General features: G+C 34.8%; 22 protein-coding genes and 1 pseudogene. 14 read left to right on the top strand and 9 right to left on the bottom strand.

Annotated elements, in window-relative coordinates; translation table 11 throughout:
* The first annotated feature begins 209 nt into the window (after positions 1 to 209).
* The 6 genes from licT (at position 210) to AABL52_RS22175 (ending at position 6217) form a co-directional block, all read left to right on the top strand.
* The gene (licT, locus tag AABL52_RS22200) at positions 210 to 1058 is read left to right on the top strand and encodes a BglG family transcription antiterminator LicT (protein WP_341518426.1); all 849 of its coding nucleotides are present in this window, start codon (positions 210 to 212) and stop codon (positions 1056 to 1058) included.
* Between the two features lie 147 nt (positions 1059 to 1205).
* A complete protein-coding gene (locus AABL52_RS22195) occupies positions 1206 to 3098 on the top strand; it encodes a beta-glucoside-specific PTS transporter subunit IIABC (protein ID WP_341518425.1) in 1893 nt (630 codons plus the stop codon).
* Between the two features lie 95 nt (positions 3099 to 3193).
* Positions 3194 to 4633: a 6-phospho-beta-glucosidase gene (locus AABL52_RS22190; protein ID WP_341518424.1), complete on the top strand. Its 1440-nt coding sequence runs from the start codon at positions 3194 to 3196 to the stop codon at positions 4631 to 4633.
* Positions 4634 to 4787: 154 nt separating this feature from the next.
* Positions 4788 to 5246, top strand: a complete 459-nt coding sequence (locus tag AABL52_RS22185; RefSeq protein WP_341518423.1) for a MarR family winged helix-turn-helix transcriptional regulator — start codon at positions 4788 to 4790, stop codon at positions 5244 to 5246.
* A complete protein-coding gene (pssA, locus tag AABL52_RS22180; protein ID WP_341518422.1) occupies positions 5239 to 5823 on the top strand; it encodes a CDP-diacylglycerol--serine O-phosphatidyltransferase in 585 nt (194 codons plus the stop codon). The genes AABL52_RS22185 and pssA overlap by 8 nt, the downstream gene beginning before the upstream one ends.
* A 22-nt stretch (positions 5824 to 5845) precedes the next feature.
* Complete coding sequence (locus tag AABL52_RS22175; RefSeq protein ID WP_341518421.1) at positions 5846 to 6217, top strand: ATP synthase subunit I; 372 nt, start codon at positions 5846 to 5848, stop codon at positions 6215 to 6217.
* A 105-nt stretch (positions 6218 to 6322) separates the two neighbouring features.
* Here AABL52_RS22175 and AABL52_RS22170 read toward each other — a convergent pair whose 3' ends face one another.
* The 4 genes and pseudogenes from AABL52_RS22170 to AABL52_RS22155 form a co-directional block, all read right to left on the bottom strand.
* On the bottom strand, positions 6323 to 6427 hold the full coding sequence (locus tag AABL52_RS22170; RefSeq protein WP_080492803.1) for a YjcZ family sporulation protein: 105 nt from the start codon (positions 6425 to 6427) through the stop codon (positions 6323 to 6325).
* 594 nt (positions 6428 to 7021) lie between these two features.
* A complete protein-coding gene (locus AABL52_RS22165) occupies positions 7022 to 8197 on the bottom strand; it encodes an MFS transporter (protein ID WP_341518420.1) in 1176 nt (391 codons plus the stop codon).
* A gap of 286 nt (positions 8198 to 8483) precedes the next feature.
* Complete coding sequence (locus AABL52_RS22160) at positions 8484 to 8795, bottom strand: ArsR/SmtB family transcription factor (RefSeq protein ID WP_000433539.1); 312 nt, start codon at positions 8793 to 8795, stop codon at positions 8484 to 8486.
* 193 nt (positions 8796 to 8988) lie between these two features.
* Positions 8989 to 9066: pseudogene (locus AABL52_RS22155) on the bottom strand (TetR family transcriptional regulator); the annotation flags it as partial.
* A gap of 132 nt (positions 9067 to 9198) precedes the next feature.
* Between AABL52_RS22155 and AABL52_RS22150 the strand changes: the two are divergent.
* Both AABL52_RS22150 and AABL52_RS22145 read left to right on the top strand, forming a co-directional pair.
* Positions 9199 to 9819, top strand: a complete 621-nt coding sequence (locus tag AABL52_RS22150) for a VanZ family protein (protein ID WP_097843702.1) — start codon at positions 9199 to 9201, stop codon at positions 9817 to 9819.
* Positions 9820 to 9952: 133 nt separating this feature from the next.
* On the top strand, positions 9953 to 10606 hold the full coding sequence (locus AABL52_RS22145) for a DUF2306 domain-containing protein (protein WP_097843701.1): 654 nt from the start codon (positions 9953 to 9955) through the stop codon (positions 10604 to 10606).
* A gap of 92 nt (positions 10607 to 10698) precedes the next feature.
* Here AABL52_RS22145 and dhaQ read toward each other — a convergent pair whose 3' ends face one another.
* Positions 10699 to 11697, bottom strand: a complete 999-nt coding sequence (gene dhaQ, locus AABL52_RS22140) for a DhaKLM operon coactivator DhaQ (RefSeq protein WP_341518419.1) — start codon at positions 11695 to 11697, stop codon at positions 10699 to 10701.
* Between the two features lie 19 nt (positions 11698 to 11716).
* Positions 11717 to 12283 (bottom strand): dihydroxyacetone kinase transcriptional activator DhaS, encoded by a 567-nt coding sequence (gene dhaS, locus AABL52_RS22135; protein WP_000204226.1) that lies wholly within the window; start codon positions 12281 to 12283, stop codon positions 11717 to 11719.
* Positions 12284 to 12461: 178 nt separating this feature from the next.
* Here dhaS and dhaK point away from each other — a divergent pair, with 178 nt between their 5' ends.
* A complete protein-coding gene (dhaK, locus tag AABL52_RS22130; protein WP_341518418.1) occupies positions 12462 to 14213 on the top strand; it encodes a dihydroxyacetone kinase subunit DhaK in 1752 nt (583 codons plus the stop codon).
* 74 nt (positions 14214 to 14287) lie between these two features.
* Here the strand turns inward: dhaK and AABL52_RS22125 are convergent, their stop codons facing one another.
* Entirely contained in the window at positions 14288 to 14929 is a 642-nt protein-coding gene (locus tag AABL52_RS22125; RefSeq protein ID WP_144565341.1) for an NAD(P)H-dependent oxidoreductase, read from the bottom strand.
* A 210-nt stretch (positions 14930 to 15139) separates the two neighbouring features.
* Here AABL52_RS22125 and AABL52_RS22120 point away from each other — a divergent pair, with 210 nt between their 5' ends.
* The 3 genes from AABL52_RS22120 (at position 15140) to AABL52_RS22110 (ending at position 16593) form a co-directional block, all read left to right on the top strand.
* The gene (locus AABL52_RS22120; protein WP_001200335.1) at positions 15140 to 15646 is read left to right on the top strand and encodes an RrF2 family transcriptional regulator; all 507 of its coding nucleotides are present in this window, start codon (positions 15140 to 15142) and stop codon (positions 15644 to 15646) included.
* A gap of 179 nt (positions 15647 to 15825) precedes the next feature.
* Entirely contained in the window at positions 15826 to 16059 is a 234-nt protein-coding gene (locus tag AABL52_RS22115; RefSeq protein WP_341518417.1) for a DAK2 domain-containing protein, read from the top strand.
* A gap of 183 nt (positions 16060 to 16242) precedes the next feature.
* Positions 16243 to 16593 carry an SH3 domain-containing protein gene (locus tag AABL52_RS22110; RefSeq protein ID WP_000946188.1) on the top strand — a complete coding sequence of 117 codons (351 nt, stop codon included), beginning with the start codon at positions 16243 to 16245 and terminating at the stop codon, positions 16591 to 16593.
* Between the two features lie 192 nt (positions 16594 to 16785).
* Here the strand turns inward: AABL52_RS22110 and AABL52_RS22105 are convergent, their stop codons facing one another.
* Complete coding sequence (locus AABL52_RS22105) at positions 16786 to 17337, bottom strand: DUF4352 domain-containing protein (RefSeq protein WP_097843698.1); 552 nt, start codon at positions 17335 to 17337, stop codon at positions 16786 to 16788.
* A 292-nt stretch (positions 17338 to 17629) separates the two neighbouring features.
* On the opposite strand from AABL52_RS22105, the gene AABL52_RS22100 reads away from it, so the two are divergent.
* On the top strand, positions 17630 to 18019 hold the full coding sequence (locus AABL52_RS22100; protein ID WP_000940657.1) for a hypothetical protein: 390 nt from the start codon (positions 17630 to 17632) through the stop codon (positions 18017 to 18019).
* A gap of 474 nt (positions 18020 to 18493) precedes the next feature.
* On the opposite strand, the gene AABL52_RS22095 is transcribed toward AABL52_RS22100, so the two are convergent.
* Complete coding sequence (locus AABL52_RS22095) at positions 18494 to 18604, bottom strand: YjcZ family sporulation protein (RefSeq protein ID WP_000540371.1); 111 nt, start codon at positions 18602 to 18604, stop codon at positions 18494 to 18496.
* 403 nt (positions 18605 to 19007) lie between these two features.
* Between AABL52_RS22095 and AABL52_RS22090 the strand changes: the two genes are divergently transcribed.
* Positions 19008 to 19289 (top strand): LCI fold-containing protein, encoded by a 282-nt coding sequence (locus tag AABL52_RS22090; protein ID WP_061680502.1) that lies wholly within the window; start codon positions 19008 to 19010, stop codon positions 19287 to 19289.
* Positions 19290 to 19881 lie beyond the last annotated feature (592 nt).

Below are 19881 nucleotides of genomic sequence, written 5' to 3'. Positions count from 1 at the left end.
TTCTTTGTAAAAAAATATTCAATAATTTATCATTGCAACCGCTTACTATTGGTGTATAATAAAGGTAAGTTAATAAGTAAAAGGATTGTTACTGTTCGGCAGGCAAAACCTAAATTGATCTAGAGGCTACGGGTGTAGTGTGGCTTTTGGAATCAGTTTAGGTTTTTTTTATACCTTTTGTGACTTTAAGAAGAAGAAGGCGGAACAATATGAGAATCCATAAAATCTTAAATAACAATGTTGTTTGTACGATGAAGGATAATGAGACAGAAGTTGTACTGATGGGCAGAGGTTTGGGATTTCAGAAAAAAGTCGGCGATACGATTGATGAGTCTAAGATAGAAAAGACCTTTGTGCTAGAAACAAAAGAATTATCAGAGAAACTTGCTAGGTTGCTAACTGAAATTCCTGTAGAAAATTTAGAGATTACCGAGAAAATTATTCAGTTTGCTAAGACAGCTTTGCCGGGGACTTTAAGTGATTATATTTATCTTACATTAACGGATCACTTAAGTTTCGCCTTAACTCGGCATAAAGAAGGAATGGATCTTAAAAATACTTTGCTTTGGGAGATTAAGAGGTTCTATCAGAAAGAGTTTGAAATTGGTCTACAAGCTTTGAACATAATTGAAGAAGAGACTGGGCTTAGACTTTCTGAAGATGAAGCAGGTTCAATTGCCTTGCATTTCGTGAATGCGCAGCAAGGAGAGCCGGCGATGCAACAAACGGTAGCGATGACGAAAATCGTCCAAGATATTTTAAATGTTGTAAAGTATCACTATAAGATGAACTTAGATGAAAGTTCATTTAATTATAGTCGGTTTGTAACGCACTTACGATATTTTGCGCAGCGTTTAATGCAGAAGGAATTGAACTCGGCCGATGATGATTTTTTATACGAGCAAGTGAAAAGTAAGTATGAAGAGGCGTATTGTTGTACAGAAAAAATCGAAGCATACTTGCGAAAAGCACATAATAGTCATCTTTCAAAAGATGAAAAGGTGTACTTGACGTTGCACATTCATCGTGTAACGAAACGCAATGAATTATGTAATTGAATAAACGGGATTGTTACTGTTTGGCAGGCAAAACCTAAATTGACTTGTAATGGAGTGATTCGTATGTATCACGCCGTTATGGTTAGTTTAGGTTTTTTCTTTTATAAAAAATAATAAATGGGATGATTGTAGGGAGGGGAAATTACTATGAAGTATGAAAAATTAGCAAAAGACATACTGAAGAATGTTGGCGGGAGAGAAAATATACATAGCGTTGTACATTGTATCACTCGTTTACGATTTCAGTTAAAAGATGAGGAGAAAGCAAATACAGAAGTACTGAAAAGTATGGAAGATGTTGTGACTGTTATGAAAAGCGGCGGACAATATCAAGTTGTAATTGGTAACCATGTATCCGACGTGTATAAAGCGGTTATTGCTGCTGGAGGATTTCAGGAAGCTGAGGAAGAAAATACGAGTGAGAAGAAAAAGAGTAGTCTTATAGATATTCTTTCTAGCATTTTTACTCCTATTTTAGGGGTGCTAGCTGCAACAGGGATGATTAAGGGATTTAATGCTCTATTTGTAGCGTTAGGCTGGTTAAGTACACAGTCAGGAACGTATCAAATATTAAATGCAGTTGGCGATTCATTATTTTATTTCTTCCCGATTTTCCTTGGATATACAGCAAGTAAGAAATTCGGAGGATCACCATTCATCGGTATGGCAATTGGGGGAGCTTTAGTTTATCCGGCTTTATTAGGTTTAAAAGCAGGTGAGCCATTATATACGTTATTTGCAGGGACGATGTTTGAATCACCAATTCATATTACGTTTTTAGGCATACCAGTTATTTTAATGAACTATGCATCATCTGTTATTCCAATTATTCTCGCTGCTTATTTTGGAGCGAAAGTAGAACAGTCTTTAAAGAAAATTATTCCAGATGTTGTGAAAACATTTTTATTACCATTCTTCACATTATTAATCGTTGTACCAGTTACATTTCTCGTTATTGGCCCAATTGCGACGTGGGCAGGGCAGTTTTTAGGACAGGCGACGCTTTGGGTGTATCATGCAAGCCCATTAGTAGCGGGTGCTTTACTCGGTGCTTTCTGGCAAGTACTTGTCATATTTGGCCTTCATTGGGGCGTTGTTCCGATTGGCTATAACAATTTAGCAGTAAACGGTGTTGATCCGATACTAGCGCTTATATTTGCTGCTTCATTTGCTCAAATTGGTGCCGTGCTTGGCGTTTGGGTGAAAACGAAAGACAAGAAATTAAAAACACTTAGCATTCCAGCTTTTATTTCAGGTATTTTCGGTGTTACAGAGCCGGCGATTTATGGGATTACACTTCCTCTTAAAAAGCCGTTTATTATGAGCTGTATCGCTGGAGGAATTGGCGGCGCAATACTTGGCGTATTTGGTACACAAGTTTATATGACAGGTGGACTTGGTATATTTACGCTTCCGACATTTATTAGTCCGAAAGATGGGATTACAGCTGGATTTTGGGGAGCAATTATTTCGATGGTTGTTTCTTTAATAGTAGGTTTTATTCTAACTTACTTATTTGGTTTTACGAAAAAACAAACATCTACAGAAACAACTGAAACAATTAATAAAATCGCTGCATCAAACGATGATGAAGTAATCTTTAGTCCTTTCCATGGCGCTGTTATGCCGCTTCAAAATATTGACGATGCTGCATTTGCATCGGGTGCGCTAGGTGAAGGAGTTGCGATTGAGCCTTCAGAAGGAAAGTTGTTTTCACCAGTTTCAGGTACGATTTCTGCGCTGTTCCCGACGAATCATGCGGTAGGAATTACGGCGGATTCAGGTGCTGAAATTTTAATCCATATTGGAATGGATACTGTGAAATTAAACGGCGAATTTTTCTCTTCTCATATTGAACAAGGAGCGAGAGTAGAAAAAGGGCAATTACTTATTGAGTTTCATATAGCTGAAATTCAAAAGGCGGGTTATATTGTGACAACACCAGTTGTTGTTACAAATTATGATAAATATAGCATCAAAAAAACGGAAATAGAAAAGATTCAAGCAGGAGATTCCTTACTAACGTTAGGAGTTAAATAGTAGTTACATTTTATACAGGTTCAAACGAAGAAAGGTATTCTTTAAAACTTATAATAGCTTTCCTCGTTCATTCTTATATAAAGGAGTTTTTCTATATGTCTAAAGTTAATTTTCCAAAAGGATTTTTATGGGGTGGAGCGACTGCAGCCAATCAAGTTGAAGGCGCATATGTAGAAGACGGAAAAGGATTAACGACGGTTGATCTATTACCAACTGGTGAAAACCGCTGGGATATTATGAAAGGAAATATTCATTCCTTTACACCGGTAGAAGGAGAGTTTTACCCGTCACATGAAGCAATTGATTTTTATCATCGTTATAAAGAAGATATTGCGTTGTTTGCAGAAATGGGATTTAAAGCGTTACGTGTGTCTATTGCGTGGACGCGTATTTTCCCAAGTGGTGCAGATGAAAAGCCAAATGAAGCAGGATTACAGTTTTATGATAACTTGTTTGATGAACTGTTAAAGCACGGTATTGAACCAGTTGTTACGATGGCTCACTTCGATGTGCCTGTTCATTTAGTAGAAAAGTATGGAAGCTGGAGAAGTAGAAAGCTTGTAAACTTCTTCGAGACGTACGCAAAAACGATTTTTAATAGATATAAAGATAAAGTGAAATATTGGATGACGTTTAATGAAATTAATATGCTTTTACATTTACCTTTCATGGGAGCAGGTCTAGCATTTAAAGAAGGTGATAATAAAAAACAAATTCAGTATCAAGCGGCGCATCATCAACTTGTCGCAAGTGCGTTAGCTGTAAAAGCGTGTCATGAAATCATTCCAGATGCAAAAATCGGTTGTATGCTTGCGGCAGGTGCGACGTATCCATATACATGTAACCCAGACGATATTCTTCGTGCGATGGAACAAGACCGTGAATCATTCTTCTTTATTGATGTACAAGCAAGAGGCGCATATCCTGGATACGCAAAACGTTTCTTTAAAGATAATAATGTAACAATTGAAATGGAAAAAGAAGACGAGGAGATTTTAAAAGAGCATACAGTTGATTATATTGGCTTTAGCTACTATGCAAGCCGAGCAACAAGTACAGATCCAGAAGTATTAAAAAGTATAACGAGCGGGAATGTATTCGGTTCTGTTGAAAATCCATATCTTGAAAAATCAGAGTGGGGATGGACGATTGATCCGAAAGGCTTCCGTATTACAGCGAACCAACTGTACGATCGCTACCAAAAACCGTTATTTGTTGTTGAAAATGGTCTCGGTGCAATCGATCAATTACATGGTGAAGACGAAGTGAATGATGAATACCGTATTGATTACCTAGAGAAGCATATGATTGAAATGTCAGAAGCAATCCAAGATGGAGTAGATATTATCGGATATACAAGCTGGGGCCCAATTGACCTTGTAAGTGCTTCTACTGGAGAAATGAAGAAACGTTACGGATATATATATGTTGATAAAGATAATGAAGGAAAAGGTTCATTAAAAAGATCGAAGAAGAAAAGCTTCGATTGGTATAAAGAAGTAATTGAGACGAATGGTAAGAGTTTGGAGTCTTAAGTATGAAAAGAAGACATCTTAATTGATGTCTTCTTTTCATTGTGAATAAAATACGGAGCGATATTTCCCTTTACACGAACATAAAGGTATAATATAGTTTAGTTAAGTGAACTAAACTATTAAAAACGAAATAACAGCATGGAGGAAGAACGCTATGACTAAATCATATAAAGAAGTAATTAATGAAATGAATCGAGCCTACACGGAACTTTACATTTTACTATTTCAAGATTTAAAGGATGAGTTTGGTCTTACTGGGCAGCAAGAGAGCATGCTATTTCATATTCATTTAAATGAAAACACGACAGCAAATAACATTGCGAGTACTTTTAATATAACGAAAAGTGCTGTGAGCCAAGTTTTATCGAAATTGGAAAAGCAACAGATGATTTCGAAACAAGTTAATCCTAACAATAAACGGGAGTATTTCCTTACGCTCGGTCCAAACGGTAGTAAGTATATGGAGCAATTGTCGAAGTTAGATGATGTATTAATCGACAAGTATTTCTCGAAAATTGATATCGAAGCTTTGCAGCAAATGACCGATACGTTAACGAAAATAAATAAAGTGATATTGGAAGAAAAACAGAAGGATCTTGAGTCTAATGAGTAAGAAGCAAGATGAAGCAATTAGTAGAAAGGAGGAGAAGCGTGTGATGAGTTACATACCAAATATGATTACGACAGCAAATTTTGTGTGTGGGCTGTTGGCTATTCACGCTGTTTTCGTTCACGATATGCATGGTGCAGTTATGTTCATTATTACAGGTATGGTATTTGATCTGTTTGATGGTATGGTCGCACGAAAACTAGATGCTGTTTCGGAGATAGGCGGAGAGCTAGACTCATTTGCGGATTTAGTGACCTTCGGTGTGGCACCATCTATTCTTGCATATAGTGTTGCTTTAAAAGATTTGCAGTCTATCGGGATGATATGTGCGCTCGCTTATAGTATTTGCGGAATGCTGCGGCTTGCGAGATTTAATACAGTACAAAGCAAACTCCCAACATTTATCGGAATGCCCATTCCATTTGCGGCAATGTGCCTCCTCATTTTATGCCTCCTAAATAACCCAGTTTCCGTGGCATTTGGCACATGCGTACTCGCTTATTTAATGGTGAGCAAAATCAAATTCCCCCATTTTAAAAAGGATATATCGGAAAGCTTGAAGTCCGAAAGATGGGATTAATAGGAAAGATAAGGAGCATAACATGATTCGCATCGCATTAAGATCATTCAACATACAAATATATTGTTTACTAGGCGTGATGTTATTGGGATGGTTGATGACACCTTTTCGAGCCCAGTTTGTAGGGATAAGCATTGGCCTGTTAGTTAGTATGTACTGCGCCTGGATTTTAGGAAGGCGTATCGAAAAGTTCGGAAATAGCATCGTAAAAAAAGAAAAAGCACCGATGCTCGGCATGATGAATCGATTTGCAGCGGCCATACTCGGCGCGATTATTATGTATGAAATTGAAAACAGTGAGTACATGTGGACATTTGCAGCTGGAATTATGGGTGGGTATTTCTTGGTTATTATTAATTTGGGGTATTACAGTATGAGGGATGCGAGGGAATAAAGTGCTGTGTAAATCACTAATTTGGATGTAAAAACCTTCCTTTATAGAAAGCTTTTTATTACAAAGAAAAGACACCCATATAAGAGTGTCTTTTCCGATAGTTTTTTAGCAGAAGCAAGAAGCTCCAACAATGATCAATAAAATAAACAATACAACTAGTAAAGCAAAGCCGCTGCCACAACCACTACTACAACTACCACCAAATCCCATAATAGTTCCTCCTTTAATAAGAGGGGAAAACAAGGGGTCACTCATGTATTTTAATGGATTCAACTTACTTTATGTTTTTTACACAATAATTGAGCAGGTCCTTTTGAAAATAAAGAAAAGACACCCTAAGGTGCCTTCCTCCGACTTGAACCATCTTAATTTTAATAATATTGGACTCCCGTCCGAATATTATTTTACCATGTTAAGTTGTTTTTGAAAATGTTCCATATCGATAATTGCAATACACGTTTTAGTTTTGGAATTATGTATCTGTCTAAACGTTGAAATTAATAAAGGAACGATATACGTGAGGCTATTTATGAGTGATTACAATCATACGATTAAAAAGAACCCCATAAATGATAAACCATTCCACTAACAAAAAACACTAATCCTAAAAACAAAACAATTAAAGCAAGTACTCCATTTTGATTATGTTCCATAAAATTAGCTCCTTTTAGAATTATTTTTATATACAAAAAAGCCTTTAGTCGTAATTATGGCTAAAGGCTTTGAGCATTATACTTTTTAGTTAATAAAATCTTATAAGAAGAATTTATAATGTTTTTTATCGAATTTGGAACTGAAAATGTACTAGCTTGATAATGAAGCCTGGCTATTAGAATTGAAAAATTTTAGTTTTATTATAATTAATAGAAATGAGAGTAGTGTGAATATAAATCCGCTCCAAATAAGCTGATGAATACCTAAGTTTGAAATGAACCAGCCTCCAATAGTGGTTCCTAAAGTAATTCCGAGATTTGAGAACGAAACGAATAGACTGTTACCAAATTCAGGTGCTTCTTTAGCTTCACTTATTAACCATGTTTGACCAACAATTAATCCACCAGCATGTACGATTCCCCAAATGAATACTATAAAAATCATTGGAACAAGGTAGGAACCTAAGTAATAAACCAATATGTAAACAATAGAATATAGAATAGGGAATGAAATTACAGTGTTTATTATGCTTTTTTGCAGAAGACCCCCAAATAAATGATTACCTAAAATCATAACTATACCAAATATGAATAGCATGATACTGATGAGAGATCCATTCATGGAAGTTACTTTTGCAAGGTACTCAGCGAAGTAGCTGTATACGGAAAACATGGCTGCAAAAAGGAATGTGACGGTTAAAATATTTAACCATAATCCTGGTTTGCCGAGTATACGAATTTGTTTGCCGAAAGACATTTTTTCTTTAACAGGCATAGAAGGAAGTAGGAGTAGTATTCCAATGAATGCAAGAGTGTTAACGAATGCTCCGAATAAGAAAGCCATTTCGAGTGAAAATTGGTCTGCAAGGTAAGAGGTTAGTGGTACACCTAAAGCAAAACCAACAGTAATTCCCATGAAAACTTTTGTAACTGCTTGACCGCTCTTTTCTGGAGGGACAAGTTTAGCAGCTGTTACAAGAGCGATTGAAAAGAAGAGTGGATGAAGCGCTGCCGGTAAAATACGAAAAACAAGCATGATTTCAAATTGTGTTGTATAAGCGTAGATTAAATTTGAAATAACAAATATGAAAATTGCTGTTAATAAAATTATTTTGCGATTCATACTAGAGACGAGCAGAATGAAAAATGGACCAGAAATAGCAACAACTAGTGCAAATATACTTACTAAAAATCCAGCTTGTGTAGTTGAAATTCCGAATTTTTCAGTGATTTGTGGTAATACGCCGACAATACCCATCTCGGTAGTAATAATTCCGAACACACCTATTGCGAGTGTCAGAATAAGTAAAGGATTTACTTTTTTCATTTATAAAACTCTCCATTCGTATCAGTATTTTGAAAGTAAATTCATTAACAAAGAAGCATTATTATAAGCATGATTGGATGCCAATATTATCTGGAGTATGTAATTCGAAATACAATAACAGATATCTAAATAACTAGATATGATATATTAAAAAAATTCTCCTTTCGATGTTTCTTGCTTTTATAGGCAGTGCAATTTATACAAAATTCATTGGATACCTGTAAAAAAGCAGAATGTGTGAAAGCTAATAATCAATTAGTATGCTGATTGATTATTAGCTTTCATTTTATAATTCGTTTTGGACGTATTCAGAAAACTCACGTATAGTTTTTTCATTTCGACGATAGTAGGTCCATTTTCCAATTCGGTCAGACTCTAGTAAGCCTGCTTTTTTCATAGTTAATAAATAACTAGAAATAACCGATTGGGCTAAGCCAGTTTTAAGCTGGATATCTCCTACACATACGCCAACTTGAAAGTTAAGGTCTTGTTCTAGATAAGGTTTTTCGTCGAAATGGTTTTCTGGATTTTTCAACCATGATAAAATTTGACATCTTGTTTCATTTGACAATGCTTTATAAATTAATAAAGGTTCCATAAGGATATTATATCTACTTTTATAGATTTGTAAATGGGTTTTGGTGATTTTAAGGGGAGAAGGTATAGTTGATCCCTTTGAATAGGAATAAGGTGCTCTCGATCTGTACGCTTTGTAAAGGACATTCTAAAAAAGTTAGGCAACCTAAAAAAGATGATTTCTGTATGCAAACAGGAGTCATCTTCTTTACATTCTATTGATAGCAAGAGTGATTATAGTACGTCATATATTTCTTAATTTCACATGTTAACTGAACAAACGATTCAAATGGTTATATACTACAAGGGTTGCATGTGAAGATTTAAGAAAAATTTTATATTTACCCCACTCTTTATTTTAAAAGTTTTTCCTATCCTATAAACAATAAAGTCATAGATGAAAATGTAAAGTTAGGGGATTCCACATGCATACAGAAGTTTTAATGAGTTATTTGTATACTTATTTTTTTACAATTATGTTTTGTATTGTATTTCAAATTGGATGTTATGTTAAAGCGAAAAGAACTATATCTATTCGGCATTTTCTATGGGTATATGTTTTTCTGTTCTACCTTTCGCTCGTGTATAAGGTGACGCAAATCGCGACTGTATGGGATATAAGTAGATATGAAACGTGGATTCGTGTAAATCAAATTAATTTGACTCTATTTGATACGGCAGGTAGTACGACGTATCTTTTAAACATTGTACTGTTTATGCCGTTCGGTTTTTTACTACCGACTATTTGGCCGCAGTTTAGAAAAATGAAAAACACCGTATGTGCGGGATTCTTTTTTTCATTGGCAATTGAGTTAAATCAATTATTAAATAATAGAATTACGGATATTGATGATTTATTTACGAATACCCTTGGGGCAATTATTGGGTATGTCTTATATAAAGTATTATATACAGCGTTATTTAAATTGATATTGAAAAGAGAGGAAAAAAAGCTTGATACCAACTCTTCTTTAGTTATAAAATACGAAGCTGTTTTTTGTTTAGTATGTTCATTTGTAGGTGCGATGTTCATTTACTATCCTTGAGACCTGTAAGCTACGATTTCGGTTATAAAAACAATGTGTCGAATAGATCATTAAAGAAGGTTTTTTAAATTTTCCCTAGAATGAACAGTAATGTATAATCTAATTCCTTAATGTAATAGGGAGGCAGTAAAATTTGAACAGGAAAATTTGGTTTGTAGTTACTTGTTTTGCTTTTTTAGTAGCTAGTTATATTGTTGTCCAATATTTTATTATGGATGGATTTCAAACAGGGCTTGTAAAGGTGAAGCTTATGTTTGGATCTAAATTAAGTGCGTTCTGGTATATGATGCTATTTATACATATTACAACTAGTATAGTAGCATTAGTAATTGGTCCTTTTACATTATCCACTAAATTTAGAGAAAGGAATATCAACCGTCATCGAATAGCTGGGAGAATCTATATGGTTGGTATATTATTAGGCGGCGTTTCTGGACTATACCTATCCTTTTATGCTACGGGAGGATTGGTAGCGAAGCTAGGTTTCGGTTTGTTATCGGTATTTTGGCTAACATCAGCATATGAAGCGTTACATAGAGTTAAGAATAAAAAAATTAAAGAGCATCGGAACTGGATGATTAGAAATTATTCTTTAACCTTTGGAGCAGTTACATTAAGAATTTGGCTACCGTTGTTTATCGTTCTATTTGGAATAGAGCGATTTGAACTTAGTTACGCTATTATTGCTTGGTTAGCGTGGGTACCCAATTTAATTGTTGCAGAATTATTTATAAGAAAAAGACTTAATAAAGGAAAATACGAAGGAAATGAGGATTTACATTTTTGATGTGAATTTGCTGTAATATTGAGGGCAGAATTTTTTTAATAGCTGAATTACGTACAAAAATAGGATGGCCAATTGAAGCCATCCTATTTGTATTACCAACTAGCAGTTTCCGTACTTTCTTTCAACCACTTCACCCAATCAGAATCTTCCACCTTAAGCAAACTAAGCGAAACACCTTTCATATCTAAAGAAGTTAGCAATGTACCAACTTTTACGAATGTAATCTGTAAGCCTTCCAGCTCACATAAACGGCGAATATCATTTGCGAAAATGTATTGCTCCATTAATGGAGTTGCGCCTAATCCGTTAATGAGAATGGCAAAGTTGTTGCCTTTTCTCCAGCGATAAATGCTTTTTAGTTTGTTCATTAGTTCGATCGCTAATATTTCAGAAGAGGATAGTGCCTCTTTACGGTATCCTTTTTCTCCGTGAATGCCGACGCCGTAAAAGACTTCATCGTTGTTTAATGAAAATGAAGCTTTTCCTTTCACTGGATCGTTTGCAGGTGAAAGGGCGACTCCTAATGTGTGTAAATTTTCGGTGATAGAACGGCCGAGTGTTGTTAGTTCTTCTAAAGAGTGACCTGCAAGAGCGGCCGCACCAAGTATTTTTTGAACGAAAACAGTACCAGCGACGCCGCGTCTTCTTTTATTAAACGAAGCATCATCTTCAATTGAAACGTCGTCATTTACGATGATGTGGTCAATTTGCCTTCCTTCTTCTTTTGCGATTTGCTTCGCCGCTAAAAAATTTGCTACGTCATCTTTAAAGTTTTTGATAATGAATAAAATACTTTTATCTTTTGGCATGAGACGGGTTGCTGCAATAATTTGTTCCACGGTTGGAGGAGTGAAGATGCTGCCGTTTACTGCCGCCGTAAGCATACCTTTTCCTACATAACCGATATCAGCAGGTTCGTGTCCGCTACCACCACCGCTTATAATAGCGACGCCTTGCTTCAGTTTTTCGATATCTTTCACATAAATGATGTTATGTGTTTCGTCGTAATTCACTTTGTCGTTATGTTCAAAATAAAAGCCATGCATCATATCTTGAACAACATTTTGTACATCATTCATAATCTTTTTCATTGCTTTTGCCACCCTTTAATTACTTTGCAGATTGCTCCAGTAATAGTAGTAATTGATTGTTTATCATATTTTTCATGAGAGAAGACATAATGGACGGATCTACTTCGCACTTGCTTTCAATCCAATCTTTTATCGTTCCAACGAAGCCGTGACTATAAAAGGAGGCAATCGTATTTTTTGTCTCATTAGAAAGGCTGAATCCACAGCTCACAGATAATTCATCAATAATTTTCATATATAAGTTTTTCGTATGCTCAAATAAATAGTGATTAAACGAGTTTTGCTCAATGACTTTAAAAGCATTTCGGTAAAATTTTTGATTTTCATAAAAGTAATCAAATAATAAATCGAAAATATTTTCCCACGTTTCATAGTCGAGAAAGTCGATAATGTTTTCTTTCGTTTCTTCTCTATAAATCCAGCTTAATAGTTCAAATTTATCTTTAAAATGATAATAAAAAGTTTGCCTACGCATTTGACAGTGTAACATAATATCGCTCACTGATATTTTATGAAAGGACTCTGTTTCCATTAAATACTTCAATGAATTCGCGATTATCTTTTTAGAAATTATAGAAGAGGTCATCTCAATCATCCCTAGAATGTTAGTAATATGAAAATCCTACCTATAAATGAGAGCGGTGTCTTTAGACAGATTGTCCATTTTGTCCGTTTACTATAAAACGCTTTCATTTTAACATGGATAGTAAGAAGAAGATTTCAAATATATCACAATATATTAAAGGAATTGAGGGAGAATCACAATGAAAAAGATTATAAACAAACCAGAAACATTAGTAATGGAAATGTGCAACGGAATGGTTATGGCTCATCCAGAGCTTGAGCTTTTGAAAAAATATAAAGTCATCAAGAAGAAAGAAATGAACGAAAACAAAGTAACGTTAATTAGTGGCGGCGGTAGTGGTCACGAGCCGGCACATGCAGGATTAGTCGGAAAAGGAATGTTAGATGCGGCAGTGTGCGGAGATGTGTTTGCTTCTCCTTCGCAAATTCAGGTATATCAAGCGATTAAAGAGACAGCTAGTAAAAAAGGAACGTTATTAATTATTAAAAATTACAGCGGCGACATTATGAATTTCAAAAATGGAGCGCATTTAGCGACGGAAGATGGAATTGAAGTCGACTACGTAAAAGTGGATGATGATATTGCAGTAGAAGATAGTCTATATACAGTAGGACGCCGCGGCGTTGCGGGCGTTATTCTCGTTCATAAAATTGCCGGCGCAGCAGCGGAAGCAGGTATGGATTTAGGAGCGGTGAAAGCTGTAGCGGAAAAAGCAGCTGCTAACGTGCGCACAATCGGTTTAGCGTTAACGTCTTGTACAGTTCCAGCGAGCGGATCACCTACTTTCACACTTGCGGAAGGTGAAATGGAATACGGCGTAGGTATTCACGGCGAACCAGGAATTAAACGTGAAAAAATGCTGTCGGCTGATGAATTAGCGAACCGTATGACAAATGATCTTGTAAAAGATTTAGGAGTAAAAGACGGCGAAGAAATTGCGCTTCTAGTTAACGGTTTTGGCGGAACACCACTGCAAGAACTTTACTTATTTAATAATGCAGTTACGAGAGAACTAGCTGCTAGAAACATTAAAATTAATAGAGTGTTCGTTGGCAACTATATGACGAGTATCGATATGGCTGGTATGTCTTTAACAGTAATGAAATTAGATGATGAGCTAAAAACATTACTATCAAAAGAGTGCAATACACCAGCGTTTAAAGTAGATGGGCCAGTTGAAAGTGTAGAGTACGTGAATGTGCTTGAAGAGACAGAAGAGAAGGAAGTTTCATTTGAAATAGAAACAGCGGAAGAGCACGCTGTGATTAAGGATAATGTCATTACATTAAACAACATGATCTATCTCGTTGATAAAATGAGCGACATCATTATTAAAAATGAAGTACCGTTCTGTGAGTTAGATACGCACGCTGGTGACGGCGACTTCGGAATGAGTGTGGCAAAAGGATTTAAGCAATTAAAACGTGAGTGGCATTCTATCGTAGATCAAGAGAACGTAACGATCGGATCATTCCTTGATGGTTGTTCGATGATTATTATGGAACATTGCGGCGGCGCATCTGGTCCAATTTGGGGCGGAGCATTCCGCGCAGCTAGTAAAGCAGCAGGCGAAAAGCGTGAGTTAACAGTTAAAGAATTCGCTGAAGTGTTGCAAGCAGCACTGCAAGGCATACAATCTATCGGTGAAAGATCGTTCGGTAGAGGAGCGGTAGTTGGTGACAAAACACTTGTTGACGCACTTGCTCCATGTGTAGACTCTTGGTTAGCTAGCGCTTCAAACGAAGAAGACATGAAAACTGCCTTTGAAAAAGGTGCAGAAGCAGCGGTTAAAGGCGCAGAGTATACGAAAGAAATCGTAGCTCGCATGGGCCGCGCCGGTACAGTTGGTGAAAGAAGCTTAGGCTATCCAGATGCAGGTGCACATGCACTTGGGGTTATCTTTACGGAGATTGCGGGTAGTTTGAAATAGGAATGAGAAGATCCCCTCTGCCTTGTGGTGGAGGGGGTCTTTATTTATAACCATCATTCTTCCAGTGAAAAAATTTATTTGTTAGCCAACCTAGAAGCCGCCTCTTCAACTTCTTTATACGCATTTTGTAATACTTCATTTGGATCTAGTACTGCTGTTCCTTGTGCACGAATGATTTGGTAATCTTCAATACCTAAGAAATTAAACATTGCTTTTAAATATTTATGAGAGTATTCCACTTCTGTATACCAATCATCATTTGTATAGATTCCTCCACTTGCTTGTATAACAAGCATTCTTCTTCCGTCTTTAAGTAGTCCTACTGATCCAGTTTCAGTATATTTAAATGTTTCACGTGCAATCATGATATTGTCCATGTAATCTTTTAACTTTGATGGAATATTGAAATTGTGCAAAGGTAATACGATAACATACGTATTTGCACTTTTAAATTGTTGTAAAATCTCGGACATACGCTCTGTTACTTTTTGTTCTTCATCAGTTAACTTCTGTCCATTTCCTTGCTTTTCCCATGCGCTTAAAACAGTTTTATCTATCATTGGTACTACATCATCGTATAAATTAATTTGTTCAATCGTTTCATTATTAGGAATTAATTCTTTATAAGATACTAAAAAGTGGTTAAGAACCTTAATGCTGACTGATGATGTATCATCCACTTTTGGATGTGCGTTTATGATAAGTGTTTTGTTCATTTGTAATTCCCCTTTTTAAAAGTTTTTACGTTTTAATTGTCGACTAAATTAATCGTCGATTGATGTGGTCTTTAATATAAACTCTGAAATTATTTTTGTCAAATGAAATACATACTATTCTAAAAGAGCCTTTTTTTATTTGACTAAAATTCTAAATGGTCCTAAGATACAATTTGATAACCCTTAAAATAAAAAGCAGGTGATTTGTATATGCAATATAGTGTTGGGGTTGAATATGCCTTGCATTGCCTAGTTTATTTAATTAATACTCCTTCTAAGGAAAGTGTTGGAATAAAAGATTTGGCAGAGTTTCAAGGACTTTCGGAAACATTTCTTTCAAAAGTTTTCGGTAAATTATCTAAAGCTGACATTGTGAATTCTGTCCCAGGTGTAAAGGGAGGGTATAGGTTAGCTAAGTCTCCAGAAGATATCTCTTTTTGGGATGTAATAGAAGCTGTCGAAGGTCCAAAACCTATTTTTCAATGTAAAAATATTGTACAGAATGGTCTATTGTATCGAGACGACGCTTGTAATTCTTGTGAACCTAGCAATTCTTCTTGTACAATTAACTTAGTAATGCTTGAAGCAGAAGAACACATGCGTGAGTTTCTTCGTAAAAAGACTCTTGCATGGTTAGATAAAGAACTTGATATTGTTTTACCTGAAAAGACAAGGGTAGATACTCGTGAATACTTCAAACAAAAAAACTCTAACTAAATCGCCATGACGAATTAGTTAGAGTTTTTTTGTTTTTTAACATTAATTCCATCATGTGAGTACTTCATCACAAATTCCTTCTTTAAATATCACATTTAATTAACTCGTAAAGTTTCAAATTGATTAACATTAAAATTCTAAACAATACAATTTTATTTTCGTAAAAAGTAAATGAATTTATGTGTTCAGATATTTTAAACATAGTGAAAACTGCCTTTGAAAAAGGAGCAGAAGCAGCGGTTAAAGGAGCAGAGTATACGAAAGAAATCGTAGCTCGCATGGGCCGCGCCGGTACAGTTGGTGAAAGAAGCTTAGGCTATCCAGATGCAGGTGCACATGCACTTGGGGTCATCTTTACGGAGATTGCGGGTAGTTTGAAAGTCTCTCTGCCTTATGGTGGAGGTTTTTTATAGTTGATATGTAGAAGACTTCTTTCGGTGCTCTCTCTGTAAAATATGAGTTTGTTACTATTTTTGATAAAATTTTATTTCAAAACTCCAACTAATATTTCTCAACATTAATATATTGCAAATAGTTAGAATATTTAAGATAATCGTTTGTGAAGAAATAAATTATAAAAAAAGGGGGAATTTATTTTGTTACGTCGCTTATCTATTTGTACTTTATTAACAGCTTTTATGTTTACTTTGTTTACATTTAACGGCTCTGCTTTCGCGGCTACGAATACTACTGAAAATAAAACTGTAGTAGCAGCTTGTGCAAAGGGAGGTACGGTAGGTGTATATGGTGCAAAGATGCGCAGTGGTTACACTGTTGGATCACCTGTCTTACATACATTTAATGATGGTGCGAAAATTACTGGAACATGGGTAACTGGTGAATATGTTCAAGGTCATTACAGTAATTCTAAACAGTGGTTAAAAGTTACATATAAAGGGATGACAGGTTATGTATCCCATACAACATTATATAACGTTTGTTCATAAAACTATGTACTATAATAGCTTTTGATGTATTGAGCTAATCTCTTGTAGGGATTAGTTCTTTTTTGTCTCCTAGTTTTTAATGGAGCATTTTTTGAAAAAAACCAACGATTCATTAAATCGATGGTTTTATGTTTATATATTATTCATTTGTATCTATATCAAATTTTTCATTGCTTTTTGCTTATTTGAGACTTAGTTTTTTTGTGATTGCAACTTATCGATTTTCCAGCGTGCTCCTAGAGGATCTAAAGAGCTTTCAATATACAACATATATTCATCTGCGGTACTTGGCACTTCAAAAGCTATTTTTAATTCTACCGTTTCATTTGGTTTAACTTGTATATCAGAAGGGTTTTGATCAAGCACCTTTCCTTCATAGGCCTTTCCGTCTTTTTCATCTTTTAAGTTATATTTTAATTCTGATAGTCCAATCGTTTGACCTCGTACATTTTTTACAGAGACATTAACAACGACGGAATCGTTACTAGCATTTAAATATGCATTTTGAACGGCGGTCAAGTAATAGCCTCCCTTAACACTCTCACCAACTAATAAAATACCTTGTTCCAAGCGGCTCATATCTTCTTTTTCTTCAAAATTTATTAATTCTTCATTTTCATTTTTCGCGGTTGGTTCTTCTATTGGACCATTTTCAACGGCACTATCTTTTTTATCTTGTGTGCAAGCAGCCGTAACACTGACTAATACTAGAATGAAAGTAAGTAATATGAATGATTTTCTCATAAAATTAATCTGTCTCCTTAAGTTTCTCAATTTTGTGCAACTATACATATAAGATTAACATAATGTCTCATTATTGGCTCAAAATAGGTAATTTTTTAGACGCCTTATTCTTTTTCCTTTTCATATACATTCGATTGGGTCTCACGATATTTGTTAATCTTTTAAATCATTGTCTTAGTAATACCGAGGGTTATTATAGATATATTAATCATATAATTTGTCCCTATCAAAATGAACGTTTCTTGCATCTAATATATTGTAAATATATTTTATTTTGAAAGGATGTGATTATATGGCTCATAAATCTACTGGAGTGTTTCGAGTTCCAGTTTCTGAAAATGGGATTATTCCAACTGCTCTCAACATTATGTTAAACAATGATTCACGCTGTCATACTAGTAATGTAACGGTAACTGTTAAGAGAAGTCGAAACATTTCTTTCCCAACTCAAAATGAATTAGTTGAAATCTCTCGTACTTTTGTTTCTTTAGAACCAAACAGAACAACTAAGATTGTGTTGTTTACGCCAGAATTCCAAATAGAAGATTTTCTTGATGTCATCATTAGTGGAAATAAAGATGATGTTAAGGATGTGCTTGTATATTCTTTCTTAGCAGATTCAGCAGGTCACAATCTGCCATCTACTGTTTTTAGAAATGCAGAATACACTTTTGCTTGCTGACACCGTGATGATGTATTCTTTACTGTCATATATTTGAAGGGAAAAGTTAAATAGGAGTTGATTTAACTTTTATTTGGGTTCTCCAAAGAAGTCTGCTTTAGCTAAATAAACAAGGAACCGACTAATACGTTCCTTGTTTATTTGCATTTTATATGAAATTTCGTGTCTATTATTTCGAAAGCAACTTTACAGAGGAACGGATTTTTCCTAGTGAAGTAGCACCTATAGATGAAAGTACTCAATATTCCAATTCTAAAGGTGGGCGAAATGCTTGAATGTTACCATCATTAATAAACATCTTTATAATATGTAATTAGTATTATTCTACTCTTCAAATATCTCCGGGTTCTCCACTCTAAATGATTTCACCTCACCACATTCTAAACAAAATGTAGTTAATAGTTTGGAACCAGATAATGAATAAGGCACATAAAGAAAAGGTACCTATATATAGGTACCTTTTCTAATAGTTTTTTAGCAGAAACAACTACATCCGATAATGATTAATAGAATAAATAATACAACTAGTAAAGCAAATCCTCCAGCGAAACCGCAGCCTTCGCCGCAACTACCACCATATCCCATAACAATAGTGCCTCCTTTAGATAAAAGGGTAAAACTAGGGTTCATTCCATGGATTTTAACGGGTTCACTTTACCTTATGTTTTAAAGAATGAATTGAGCAGGTCCTTTTGAAAATATAGAAAAGACGCCATTAGGCGCCTTCCTGTTAGGTAGATAAGACTTTAGTTTTCCAATCTAAAGAAATTTTGTATCAGCTCTTTGTGAGTATATCATAATATCCGATTGATTTATTATGCATTGTTACATACTTTTCTAACTCCCTCTATTTTCTATTTGATAAAATAAAATCCCAATATTACCAAAAGTTAAATAAATATTTCTACATATTCAAGATATTTACATAATTTACAAAAGTGATACAGTTGAGTTGTAAGCTATAAAAACTATTAAAGGGGGATTTATTATGTTTAAGAAATTAGTAGTAGGGCTATTGGCAACTGGTATTGCATTAACAGGAGGAATTGGGGCAGCTTCAGCTGATATACAAAAAGATGTGAGCTCTCCGAAGCAAGCAACATGCTCAATTCCTTATGAGTATTCTAATGGTAAATTCAAAAGAACTCTTTATTATTCAAATGGAGTATATGCTAATAGTTTTAATGAAAATGTTTGTGGTGGAACGATTACGTGGTATTTAAAACATGTTCAAAATGGAGTTGCTTTTTACGAAGGTAATTTAAAATAGTAGATTTTTTGAACCTCATTTATTGAGGTTCTTTTATTTTTAGTTTTTAAACTGATCCTCCATAAAAAAAAGACACCTAAAGGTGCCTTTCTCCGACTTGAACCACGCTCATTTAATATAAACCTATCCGTATTATCCCTTTGTTATACATGTAAACACATCCTATAAAACAGAATCATCTATATACACCAGATTGTTAGTTTACAAAATACAAGAGATTTGAGATCAGTATTAGAGTGACGCCACACCTTCTGCAATGATTGATATGTTACGCCTTTCAAAAGAATCTGCTTTATAGAATGTATCCACAATTTATATTTTACTACATGTAATATTTATTTTGTGTAATTATTATAACTATGTATAATTGCATAAAGTTTATAAAAAAATGAGAGCATAATTTGGTATTGTGTAATAAAGATAAGACCCACCTACGGAAATAGGTGGGTCTTATCTTTATTGCTATTTCATTGCACAAAAGGAAATTTGTATCAAAATAATAGCATATTCTTAAAGTTTTTATATTGAGAAATAAAGAAAAGACACCCAAAGGTGCCTTCCTCCGACTTGAACCATCCTAATTTTAATAATA

It is taken from the genome of Bacillus paramobilis (assembly GCF_038096195.1).
GTDB classification, from domain to species: domain Bacteria; phylum Bacillota; class Bacilli; order Bacillales; family Bacillaceae_G; genus Bacillus_A; species Bacillus_A mobilis.
Note: the sequence above shows the minus strand (reverse complement) of the source record. Positions and strands in the feature narration are given on the sequence as shown.